Source organism: Affinirhizobium lemnae (genome assembly GCF_022968395.1).
Classification (GTDB): domain Bacteria; phylum Pseudomonadota; class Alphaproteobacteria; order Rhizobiales; family Rhizobiaceae; genus Neorhizobium; species Neorhizobium lemnae.
In genome coordinates this window covers 157764-169805 of record NZ_JALJQZ010000006.1, presented here as the reverse complement: position 1 = coordinate 169805, position 12042 = coordinate 157764, and the positions used below count along the sequence as shown (strand labels likewise).

Genomic DNA, 12042 nt, shown 5'->3' with positions numbered 1-12042 from the left:
CGCCAACTTCATGGGATTCGTCAAACTCGCAGCCATCGCCATCTGGCTCAAATAGCTAAATCGTCACTACCGCCTAGAAAATCTTATGGAAATCAAAAAAGGCGCGATCCACCTGAAGGACCGCGCCAGGCAGGAGGTAAGGCTGCAAGCTTTGCTTATTTGCCCCAGATCTTCTTGTAGGCGTCGCGATAGCCGTTATCCGGGTCGAACGTATTCTTCGGGCCGCCGTCGAATTCGACATTCTGCGTCGTCACCACATGCAGCGGCGAAACGTAACCAGACCATTTTTCGCCTGCCAGTGCACGGTTCAGCTCGTCCACCAACTGCCAGCCCTGGAGGTTCAGCGGCTCGGCCACGGTCACTGCCTGATACTGCTTTGCACGGATACGCTGGTAAGCGCCTTCGGAACCATCGCCAGCGGCGACCGCCTTCGGCGCACCATCACCCTTGATGCCGACCGCTGCCAGCGATGGGCCCATGAAGTCGAAGTAGATATCGTTGATCGCCAGCGAATGCGTCCACTTCGCCCCGTATTTCTGCAGAAGCGTCGTCGTCAGCTGCGGCATGCGCTGGGATGTTTCGGCAATCGGCGTATCGACATATTCGAGAACAGTTCCGCCGAGCTTTTCAAGCTCCTGCTTCATGCGGTCTGCCTTGGCAATCGCGATGGCATAGGTGGAGTCGGTGAAGATGACGACGCCCGGCTTGCCGCCCGCATCGACAAAGGCCCAGTTGGCAGCCGCTTTCGACACTTCCATGGCGTCAGTGGTAACGTTGGCAAATACACCGACTTCATCAACCGGCCCGACAGCAGATGCCGCGTGCCAGGAGACCATGGGCAGCTTCGCCTTCTTGGCGGCTTCCATGGCTGGCTTCTGCTCCACAGCATCGAAGCCATTGATGATGATGCCATCCGGCTTCAGCGTCATGGCCTGACCGAAAGCGGCGGTACGGCCGTCGATCGAGCCTGCACCGTCAAGCACAGTTACCTTCCAGCCGATTGCCTTGGCCGCTTCCTGGATGCCGTTGGTAACGCCCAGAATACCGCCGTTCTTCATATCGGCTGCGAGAATGACGATGTTCTTGGACGCTTGCGCCTTCGGCCCCGTCGTCGGGCCATCCCATTTCTCGACCTTGCTGGCATATTTTGCGACCATGGCTTTCGCATCTGCCATGGCATCGGCCAATGCGGGACCGGCCATGACAACCATGCCAAGGGCAGTCGTCAGCTGAAGAAAATGTCTGCGCTTCATGTTGTTCTCCTCCCACGAGAAACTTTACGCGTTGAATTCAATTGGATGCTGTTGTCTTTGCGGGCTCGGCTGGCGGTGCCTTTGCGGCGAAGCCCTTCCTGCGCTGCGCATATCCTGCAATGCCGATGGCGACGAGAAGCGTGACGCCATTGAACAGTGGCTCCACGAAGAACGATCCGCCAAACTGCTGGATACCGGCAATGCCGACGGCCAGAATGATAACGCCAATCATCGTTCCCCAGACATTGACACGGCCCGGCTTGATGGTCGTCGACCCGAGGAAGGCACCAACGAGTGCTGGCAGCAGATATTCCAGACCCACGCTCGCCTGACCGATTCGCAGCTTGGATGCCAGGAGAACACCTGCGATTGCCGACAAGGTTCCAGAAGCAATGAAAGCGGCCATGACGAAGCGGCGAACCGGAATGCCGTTCAGCGCCGCCGCTTTCGGGTTGGCACCAATCGCATAGAGATAGCGGCCAACCGGCGTATATTCGAGGATGATCCACATGGCGACGGCCAGCACCAGCACATAGAAACCGGTGATCGGCAGCCCGAGAAACATCGTGCTGTTCAGAGCATAGAAGCCTTCTGGCAGCACGCCGATCATCTGGCGTCCACCCGTATGCCACAACGCCAGCGCGTAGATCACCGTGCCTGTGCCGAGTGTCGCGATGAAGCTGTCAATCTTCGCCACTTCAACGAGAATACCGTTGAGAAGGCCGGTGAATGCACCGAGCGCGAGAACGACGAGCACCGCGACCGGCCATGGAAAACCGTACATGGTTTGCAGGCTGATCGCCAGAATGTGCCAGAGCACGATGCCATAACCGATGGTGAGATCGATGCGCCCGCAGGCCATAGGGATCATCGCCGCAAGCGAAAGAATGGCAATGATGGTCTTGGCAGCTATGATAGAGCGAAGGTTCAGGATCGTCGGAAACGTATCCGGCAGCAGCAGCGAGAAGAGCACGATCAGCAGTGCGGTCAGGATCACCAGACCATAAACCGGTAGAAGGCGCTGCGCTTTCTCGAGACGGTTCAACCCGGCGAGTTCTGTTTTGGTCGGCTCAAGCGCCGTCGACTGGATGGAGTTCAAGGCGGTTCCTCCCCTTTCAGGCCGCTTCGGATGCGGATGCCGCTGCAATGACGGCGGATGTTGTGAGATCGGTGCCAGACAGCTCGCGGACGATCTGTCCACGCGAGAAGATGAGAGCACGGTGGCAAATGTGGGCGATTTCTTCGAAGTCCGTCGAGATGACGAGAACCGCCAGGCCGGACTCGACGGCGGAGGCGATCAGGCGATAGATGTCGGCCTTGGCACCCACATCGACGCCGGCTGTCGGGTCTTCAGCAATCAACAGCTTGCGGTTTGTCGCCAGCCAGCGCCCGACGACAACCTTCTGCTGATTGCCCCCGGAAAGCGCTTCGATCGCAAGGCTCTGATCGTTGGGCCGCAGGCCAACCTTGTCTCCCAGCGTCGCCGCCTCGCGGGCCTCGTCGCCAGGTGTCTTAAAGGTGAAGAGACCCCGTCCGGAGGCGGATGGATTGATGTAGGTGTTTTCCCGCAGCGATAGCGACAATGCGACCGACTCTTCCGTTCGGTCTCTGGCAATAAGCCCGATGCCGGACTTGATCGCCGTGACCGTACTCGAGAGATCGGGCGTCTCGCCATGAATACGGACATCGCCGCGATAGGCCTCACATCCGAAAAGCGCGCGTCCGATCAATTCCTGCCCCGCACCGCGGAGTCCGACAAGACCCAGCAATTCGCCCTCTCGAAGGTCGAAGCTTACTGGTCCCGCACCGCTGCACATCAGGTTGCGGACAGACACAAGCGTCTTGCCCGCCTTGTGCTCCGCTTTCGTAAAAAGCTGGTCGGCCTTGCGACCGACGATCATGCGGATCAACTCGTCCGGATTGGTTTGCTGAACGGGCGTCTGGCCGACAAGGCGACCATCTCTCAACACGGCAACGCGATCCGCGATACGGAAGATTTCATCCAGACGATGAGAAACATAGATCATGGCAACGCCACGTTCCTTGAGCGGACGGATGGCGTTGAAAAGCCGCTCCACTTCGTCGGCAGGCAGGCTGGCCGTCGGCTCATCGAGCACGAGAATATCAGCCTCGACAGCCAATGCACGAGCAATGGCAACGAGCGATTTTTCCGTTCTGGTCAGGTTCTGGACGCGTGTCGATGGATCGAAATCACAGCCGACCAGCTTCAGCGCTTCCGCGGTACGCCGCTCCGTGGCGCGCCAATCGATGAGCTTTCGGCGCATCGAAAAACCCTGCGCCAATCCCACATTCTCGCCGACAGTCATCCATTCGATCAAACCCAGATCCTGATGGATGAAGGCAACAGGCTGGCGCTCGTTCGGCTTGGGCGGGCGATGGCTATAGGGCTGGCCGCGAAACAGGATCTCGCCGCCATCTGGCTTGAAAATCCCGGCCAGAGTCTTGATCAGCGTGGATTTGCCGGCGCCGTTTTCGCCAAGAAGCGCCAGAATTTCGCCTTTGCGCAGGTCCAGCGAGACATCCGTCAGCGCTTTGGTCCCGCCGAAGACCTTTGAAACATTCCGGAATTCCAGCAGCGTTTCGTCGTTCATCAGCTCCTCCCAAAGCTCATGTTCAAACACTATGTTATCGATAACATTCAGTCAAGCGATGCACCCATATTCGTTCTTTATAAGTTTTATGTCTCTGATATCGCGTTGTTATTTTTCAAAGTCGTACGCTTTGGTCTTCCATGATGCGTGCGCCTTATCCTTCCGCGATCAACCGGTAGCCGACGCCTGGTTCCGTCTGAACGATGCGAGGTTCGGCTGGATCACGTTCGATCTTTTGCCGCAACTGACCGATGAAGACGCGCAGATAATGCAGATCGTCACCATGGGCCGGCCCCCATACCGCCGTCAGAAGCGTTCGATGGGTCACAACTTTACCTGCGTGGCGCACCAGAAGGATCAACAGGTCATATTCCTTCGGGGTCAGGTGGATTATGTCCTCTCCGCGCGTGATCTGACGCCGCACAGGGTCGATGCGCAGTCCGTCCGCCTCCAAAATGGCCGGAATTGCGTCCGGCCTGTTCCTGTGGCGAAGCGCTGTGCGAATACGCGCCGTCAGTTCACCGATGCGGAAGGGCTTCTCGACATAATCGTCGGCACCGAGATCAAGCGCCAGAATCTTTTCGCTCTCCCTGTCGCGTGCCGACAGGATGATGATCGGAACGTCGCTCCAGCCGCGAAGGCTCGTCACAACATCCTTGCCGTCCATATCGGGAAGACCAAGATCGAGAATGATGAGATCGGGAGCCTGCGTGGCTGCGGCCTTCAGCGCCTCGGCGCCGTTGACAGCCTCCAGAACGTCATAACCGGCTGCTGTCAGCGCAGGCCTCAGAAAGCGCTGGATTTGGGGTTCGTCGTCGACGACAAGAATGCGCGAAAGGTTCATGCCTCGACCATATCTGCATTACCCGCCACAGGAAACCGCATCACGACCCGCGTTCCCCTCTTGCGTATAGCCGGGCTCTCGGCATGGATCGTGCCATTCATCGCTTGCACGAAACCCCGCGCAATCGAGAGACCGAGACCCGTGCCGGGCGCCCTGCCATCGGCCTTGCCACGGCGATAGAATTTTTCAAAGACGCGCTCCAGTTCTTCGGCGGGAATTCCGCGCCCGAGATCGGTCACCGAGATGACGATCTCGTCGTCATCCTGGCGAACATAGACGGTAACAGGTTCGTTGCCACCATATTTGATTGCGTTGTCGAGCAGGTTGAAAAGAACCTGCCCCAGAAGCACACTGTCGCCCCGGATGAGCGAAAGGCTGGGCGCCATCCGTGTTTCGATCTGGCGGTTGGGCGCATATTTGCGCGTGCGTTCCACGGTAGAGTGCACGACGTCGGCTACATCCACCCAGTCCTGCTTCGGCTTCAGGCTTCCCGCCTCGATCCGGGTCATGTCGAGCAAGTTTGCCACGAAGCGGCTCATCCGCTGCGATTCCTCCTCTATTGATTGCAGCAGATCCCGTCGCGATTCCGGATTCATTCTGTCGCCCAGCTCGATCAGACTGCTGGCTGATCCTGTGATCGTGGCAAGCGGCGTGCGCAGGTCGTGAGAAATGGACGATAGCAGAGCTTCCCTGTAGCGCTCGCCTTCAAGCTGCGCTGCCTGCTGGATCGTTTCCTCAGAAAGACGGGCGCGGTCGAGCGCAATAGCTGTCTGATCCAGCACCGCCGACAGCGATCGCTCCGATGCCGGATCGACATCATCCTTGTCATTGGCGATGCCGCACACGCCCACGATGCCATGAGGGCCAAGAAGCGGGCGAAACTGAAAACGGCTGTTTGGCAATGTGCCGGTCGCATGACCCGCGGCCTCTCGTTTCGCTTCCGCCCAACGCGCCGCAGCCATGTCGGTCACGTCCAGTTCTGTATCGGGCGGCCAAGCCGCCGTGACGCTCAGTTCCCCGGCAGACGAGGTCAGAAAGACGATCGGCCGCTTGAGGCTGGCCTGAAGTTGCGACACGGCAAGCCAGATCGCATCATCGCGCTGGTCTGTCCCCGCAAGCTTGCGTGAAAAATCATAGAGCGATTGCAGGGCGGTCGCACGGGTTCCCGCGACCTTGGCCTGTTCGCGGATCCGGGAGGCAAATCCGCCGGAGATGATGGCAACGGCTAGGAAGACAAAGAGAGCGAATACCTCATGCGGCGCAGCAATCGTGAAGGTATAGAGCGGGTCGATGAAGAAGAAATTATAGGCGAGCGTCGACAGGGACGCCGCGATCAGGGCTGACACATAGCCTCCGATTGCAGCCGAGCCGAGAACGCCCAACAGAAACACGAGCGAGATATTGGGCAGATAGATGATCGTGTCGATCAGTTTCCCGATTGACGTCGCGACCGCCACGAAAGAGGCGGCTATCATCGCGGAGCGCGACAATCCCGCCACGGAAAGCGCAGGCAGCGGAATTTTCCTGGTCGCTTTTTCCTGTCGATCGGCCGTTACGAAATGAACGCCGATGCCGGCTGCACGTCTGGCGAGTTCATCCGGCAAGGAGCGTTTGAGAAGACGCGAAAGGCCGCCTCGTTTGTGCACGCCGACAACGATCTGCGTTGCATGCTCCCGCTTGGCAAGTTTCAGGATTTCTTCGACATAATCCTGACCGATCACCCGGCGCGTTTCCGCACCCAGTTGTTCCGCCAGTCGAAACAACGCTTCCATCTGGCGCAGCGTATCCGCTGTCTCCAGTTCCCGGTCGGCCCTCTCGATGGATACGACGGTCCACGGCGCGTTCAGACCGGACGCAAGACGGCTGGCGACCCGAATCACCCTGGCTGACAGCTCATCTGCTCCAACACAGACAATCAGCCGCTCCCCCGTGGCCCATGGCCCATCGATTGCATTCTGCCGCAGATAATCGACCATCTGGTCATCCACCCGGTCTGCGGTCCGACGTAGGGCCAGTTCCCGCAGAGCCGTCAGATTGCCGAGGCGGAAAAATCGGTCAACCGCACGGCTTGCGCTTTCCGGCAGGTAGACCTTACCCTCCTTCAGCCGTTGAATGAGCTCCGTCGGCGGCAGGTCTACCAGCAAAACGTCGTCGGCCCGCTTCAACACGATATCAGGCACACGCTCGCGCACGACGATTCCTGTAATCTGGCCCACCAGATCCGCAAGGCTTTCCAGATGCTGGATATTGAGCGCCGTCCAGACCTCAATACCGGCAGCCCTGAGCTCTTCTATGTCCTGATAGCGCTTGGGGTGGCGGCTACCCTCCGGGTTCGAATGCGCAAGTTCATCCACGATGATGATGGCGGGCTTTCGGGCGAGCGCAGCATCGAGATCGAACTCTTCCAATACTCGGCCACGATGGCTGATGCGACGGCGGGGCAAGACTTCCAGATCGTCCACAAGCGCTGCGGTTTCGCTTCGGCCATGGGTTTCCACCAGACCGACGACGACATCGACACCATCGGCATGCAGCCTTCTCGCTCTGGAAAGCATGGCATAGGTCTTGCCCACGCCGGGTGCCGCCCCCAGAAAAACGATGAGCTTGCCCCGGCGGTCTTTATCCGCCAGGGTAAGCAGTGCATCGGGGTCAGGGCGGCGCGGATCGCGGCGATCATCATCCGTCATTCGTCTCGGTCTCTGTCAGTTCTCAGGACTTCATTTCATCAAGCGCCAGGTTAAGCTCTAGCACATTGACACGCGGTTCACCGACAAATCCCAGGTCGCGGCCTTCGGTCAGTCGCGAAAGCAGAGCCTTCAGGTCGGCTTCATTGACGCCACGCGCCTTGGCAACGCGGGCCACCTGCGCTGCAGCATAGTCCGGTGAAATATGCGGATCGAGCCCGGAGCCGGACGTGGTCACGGCATCGGCGGGAACCGGTGCGGCAATGCCCGCCACACTCAAACGCTTCATATCTGAATCCACGCGCTCCTTCAGCTTGGCCGAGGTCGGACCAAGATTCGAACCACCGGACGCCGAAGCCGAATAGGGATCTGGGCTGGTGGCAGATGGACGCGGCCAGAAATAGCGGTCGCTCGTGAAATTCTGACCGATCAGCCGCGAGCCAACGATCTGGCCGTTGCGCTCGATCAGGCTTCCCTGCGCCTGTTGTGGAAGCAGAGCCCGACCTATTCGGGTGACCGCCAGTGGATAGGCAAGTCCCGTCACCAGTGTCAGGAGGAACAGAATAGTGATTGCAGGTCTGAGATGGTTAATCATGTTTACACCAGATGAAGCGTGCTGACGGCAACGTCGATTGCCTTGATGCCGATGAAGGGCAGGATCAATCCGCCAAGCCCGTAGACCAGCAGGTTGCGTCGCAGCACACTTGCGGCACCGGACGGCCGATAGGTAACACCGCGCAGGGCGAGCGGGATCAGCGCAATGATTATGAGCGCATTGAAGATGACGGCGGAGAGAATGGCCGATTTCGGAGAGGCCAGCCCCATGACATTCAGCGCGCCGAGAGCCGGATAGGTTGCGACGAAGAGCGCCGGGATGATGGCGAAGTATTTCGCCACGTCATTGGCAATGGAAAACGTCGTCAGCGCCCCGCGGGTCATCAGCAATTGCTTGCCGATCTCCACAATCTCGATGAGCTTGGTCGGACTTGAATCAAGATCCACCATGTTGGCGGCTTCGCGCGCAGCCTGTGTTCCGGTCTGCATGGCAACACCCACATCGGCCTGCGCAAGGGCTGGCGCATCGTTCGTGCCATCGCCACACATGGCAATCAGACGACCGCCCTGCTGTTCGCGACGAATGTAATTCAGCTTATCTTCCGGCGTTGCCTGAGCGATGTAATCATCAACCCCTGCTTCTGACGCGATCGCCGCAGCCGTCACAGGGTTGTCGCCGGTGACCATGACCGTACGAATACCCATGGCGCGCAGCGCTGCGAAACGCTCCTTGATGCCGGGCTTGATGACGTCCTTCAGATGGATGGCGCCCAGCAGCCTGTTGCCGTCTGCAACAGCCAGCGGCGTGCCGCCGCTTCGTGCGATCATGTCGACCGCGCGGCGGAACTCCGCCGGAGCCTCGGCATCCGTCACACCGGCAAATTTGAGGATGGAATCGACGGCACCCTTTCGAAGTCTTCGACCATCCCGATCAACGCCCGAAAGCCGTGTTTCGGCGGTGAATGCAATGATCTCGTCGAACCGCTGCTCTGGCATAGCAATCCCGAACTCACCCGTCGCAAGCGCGACGATGGAACGGCCTTCAGGTGTTTCATCGGCAAGGCTGGCCAGCAGTGCGGCTTCTGCAAGCTGTTGCTGCGTCTCACCGGGGGCCGCCAGAAAATCACTGGCCATGCGATTGCCGAAGGTGATGGTTCCGGTCTTGTCCAGGAGTAGCGTATCGACATCGCCCGCCGCCTCTACCGCACGTCCGGACGTTGCAATGACGTTGAAACGGACCAGCCGATCCATGCCCGCAATGCCGATGGCCGACAAAAGCCCGCCAATCGTCGTCGGTATCAGCGTCACCAGGAGCGCCGAAAGAACGGTGATGGAGAGGATCGTGGCCGAATAGCCTGCCAGCCCCCAGATCGCGACACAGACAAGCAGGAAGATCAGCGTGAGGCCCGACAGAAGAATGGAGAGCGCGATTTCATTCGGCGTCTTCTGGCGTTGCGCCCCTTCGATGAGCGCAATCATGCGATCGACGAAGGATGAACCGGGCGCGACGGTAATCCTGATCCGCAACTCGTCGGAAAGCACCTGCGTCCCTCCCGTCACGGCGGAACGATCGCCACCGGATTCGCGGATCACGGGCGCGGATTCGCCAGTGATCGCACTCTCGTTAACCGATGCAACCCCTTCAATGACCTCGCCATCGCCGGGAATGAGTTCACCCGCTGCGACGAGCACGATGTCGTCAACCTTGAGGCTGGTCGCGGCAACGCTTTCCTCGCCACCGTTCGATGTCAGGCGCCGGGCCGTCATTTCGGATTTGGTTTTCTTCAGGCTTTCCGCCTGGGCGCGGCCCCGGCCTTCTGCAACGGCTTCCGCGAATGTTGCAAACAGCACCGTGAACCAAAGCCAGGCGGCAATCTGCCCGGAGAACCCGGCCTGCCCGTTTCCAACCGCCAGATCACGGAGAAACAGGATGGTAACGACTGCAGCCACCGCCTCAGTGACGAAGATGACCGGGTTACGCAGCAATTGCCGCGGGTTCAGTTTCAAAACGGAATCCCGCATGGCTGGCAGAAGAATGGCAGGGTCGAGAAGGCTCTGCGCCTTATGATCCTTTGACATGGTTGTTTCCTCAGAAAGTTTGGCCAGCAAGCATTGCGAAATGCTCGACGATGGGACCGAGTGCGAGCGCCGGGAAGAACTGCAAACCTCCCAGGATCAGGATGATCCCGATCAGCAGGCCAACGAAGAGCGGGCCATCGGTTGGAAAAGTTCCTGCGGACGCCGGTGTCTTGACCTTGGCGGCAAGCGAGCCCGCGATGGCCATGACAGGAATGACATAGGCGAAACGACCGAGCAGCATGGCGATGCCGAGCGTCGAGTTGTACCAGAGCGTATTGCCGGAAAGGCCACCGAAGGCAGAGCCGTTGTTACCGGCAGCAGACGTGTAGGCGTAGAGGATTTCCGAGAGCCCGTGTGGGCCCGCGGTTCCGATGCTTGCCACCGCAAACGGCAGCATGACCGAGATCGCCGTGAAGCCAAGGATCACCAGTGGCAGGATAAGAACCGCCAGCATGGCAAATTTCATTTCGCGGCCTTCGATCTTCTTGCCCAGGAACTCCGGTGTCCGGCCAACCATCAGCCCCGCGACGAAGACGGAAAGAAGCGCAAAGACGAGCATGCCATAAAGACCGGAGCCGACGCCGCCGGGCAGAACTTCGCCAAGCTGGATCAGGAACATGGGTACGAGACCGCCGAGGCCCGTGAAGGAGCCATGCATGCCATTGACGCCACCATCCGACAGGCCGGTGGTCACGGCCGCGTAAAGCGCCGTCATGGCTTGGCCGAAGCGAACTTCCTTGCCTTCCATGTTGCCTTGCGCAGCATCGACGCCGAGACTGGTCAGGATCGGATTGCCAGCGGCTTCTGCCCAGTAGGTCACGGCAACACCAGTGATCAAGAGAACCGCCATGGCCGTGATCAAGGCCCAGCCCTGACGCCTGTTCCCGACCATTCGCCCGAACGTGTAGACGAGTGCGGCGGACAACGAGAGCATGGAAAAAATGTTGAGGTAGTTGGACCAGGCCGTGGGATTCTCAAACGGATGTGCAGCGTTCGCATTGAAAAAGCCACCGCCGTTCGTGCCAAGCTGCTTGATGGCTTCCTGAGACGCAACGGGACCGAGGGAAATGACCTGTTGGGCACCTTCCAGAGTGGTTGCGGTCGCAGAGGCATCCAGCGTCTGTGGAAGGCCCATCGCCACGAAGCCAAGCGCGATGATGAATGCGATGGGCAGAAGAACGTAAAGCGTGGCGCGGGTCATATCGACCCAGAAGTTTCCGAGCGTGGACACCTTGGATCTGGCAAGCGCGCGGGTCACCGCCATGGCAAGCGCCATGCCGGTGGCAGCCGACAGGAAGTTGTGAACCGTAAGGCCCGCCATCTGGCTGAAATGGCTCATCACCGCCTCACCGGCATAGTTCTGCCAGTTGGTGTTGGTCACGAAGGACACAGCCGTGTTGAACGCCAGATCTGCCGGAACCGCCGGAAAACCCTGCGGATTGAGCGGCAGATAGGCTTGCAGGCGCAGGATCGCATAGAGCGAGACGAAGCCTGCGAGCGAGAAGGCGAGCATGGCGAGCGTATAGGACAGCCAGCCCTGTTCCTTGTCCGGGTTGATACCGGCCAGACGATAGAAACCGCGCTCGAAAGGGCCGCCGAGTTTGGTCGCGAGATTACGCTCGCCCTCGAAAACCTGCGCCATGTAAACACCCAGCGGCTTGATGGCGATGGCGACGAATAGGAAAAGGAGGCTGATCTGCAGCCACCCGACGATTGTCATGAGACTTCTCCTGGGAAATCAGAAGCGTTCGGGACGCAGCAGCGTAACGACGAGATAGACGCCGAGAGCGAGAGCGACGAGAAGGCCGAAAAGGGGTTCCAGCATGGGTTGGACCTCACAGCCGGTCGAGCGCGCGGGCATAGAGCGCCAGCACGCCAAGCGTGCCGCAACCCAGCACGAGGAAGATGAAATCGAGCATCGCTATTCTCCTGTTGATGCAGGAGAATGATTAGGCGCTGAACCCGTCAGGTTTCGATTGGGAAGAATGCTGCCTCATGTAAGGAAAACATAAAGA

The 12042-nt window shown here is 59.3% G+C and carries 10 protein-coding genes; 1 reads left to right on the top strand and 9 read right to left on the bottom strand.

The features are described 5' to 3' along the window. Positions 1-155: 155 nt before the first annotated feature. From MUU53_RS06095 to kdpF, 9 genes are all read right to left on the bottom strand, one after another. Complete coding sequence (locus MUU53_RS06095; RefSeq protein ID WP_247260094.1) at positions 156-1253, bottom strand: ABC transporter substrate-binding protein; 1098 nt, start codon at positions 1251-1253, stop codon at positions 156-158. Positions 1254-1290: 37 nt separating this feature from the next. After that, positions 1291-2352: an ABC transporter permease gene (locus MUU53_RS06090; RefSeq protein ID WP_137134020.1), complete on the bottom strand. Its 1062-nt coding sequence runs from the start codon at positions 2350-2352 to the stop codon at positions 1291-1293. A 16-nt stretch (positions 2353-2368) separates the two neighbouring features. Beyond that, positions 2369-3865, bottom strand: a complete 1497-nt coding sequence (locus tag MUU53_RS06085) for a sugar ABC transporter ATP-binding protein (RefSeq protein ID WP_247260093.1) — start codon at positions 3863-3865, stop codon at positions 2369-2371. Positions 3866-4019: 154 nt separating this feature from the next. Beyond that, positions 4020-4709 carry a response regulator gene (locus tag MUU53_RS06080; RefSeq protein WP_247260092.1) on the bottom strand — a complete coding sequence of 230 codons (690 nt, stop codon included), beginning with the start codon at positions 4707-4709 and terminating at the stop codon, positions 4020-4022. Beyond that, positions 4706-7396 (bottom strand): sensor histidine kinase, encoded by a 2691-nt coding sequence (locus tag MUU53_RS06075; protein WP_247260091.1) that lies wholly within the window; start codon positions 7394-7396, stop codon positions 4706-4708. The genes MUU53_RS06080 and MUU53_RS06075 overlap by 4 nt, the downstream gene beginning before the upstream one ends. Before the next feature lie 22 nt (positions 7397-7418). Further along, entirely contained in the window at positions 7419-7988 is a 570-nt protein-coding gene (gene kdpC, locus MUU53_RS06070) for a potassium-transporting ATPase subunit KdpC (RefSeq protein ID WP_247260090.1), read from the bottom strand. A gap of 2 nt (positions 7989-7990) precedes the next feature. Beyond that, the gene (gene kdpB, locus MUU53_RS06065; RefSeq protein ID WP_247260089.1) at positions 7991-10027 is read right to left on the bottom strand and encodes a potassium-transporting ATPase subunit KdpB; all 2037 of its coding nucleotides are present in this window, start codon (positions 10025-10027) and stop codon (positions 7991-7993) included. A gap of 10 nt (positions 10028-10037) precedes the next feature. Beyond that, positions 10038-11747 (bottom strand): potassium-transporting ATPase subunit KdpA, encoded by a 1710-nt coding sequence (kdpA, locus tag MUU53_RS06060; protein ID WP_247260088.1) that lies wholly within the window; start codon positions 11745-11747, stop codon positions 10038-10040. An 18-nt stretch (positions 11748-11765) separates the two neighbouring features. Beyond that, positions 11766-11852, bottom strand: coding sequence for a K(+)-transporting ATPase subunit F (kdpF, locus tag MUU53_RS23340; protein WP_156379363.1), 87 nt, complete (start codon positions 11850-11852; stop codon positions 11766-11768). On the opposite strand from kdpF, the gene MUU53_RS23175 reads away from it, so the two are divergent. Continuing rightward, positions 11851-11976 carry a hypothetical protein gene (locus MUU53_RS23175; RefSeq protein WP_280139228.1) on the top strand — a complete coding sequence of 42 codons (126 nt, stop codon included), beginning with the start codon at positions 11851-11853 and terminating at the stop codon, positions 11974-11976. The genes kdpF and MUU53_RS23175 overlap by 2 nt on opposite strands. The last annotated feature ends 66 nt before the right edge of the window (positions 11977-12042 follow it).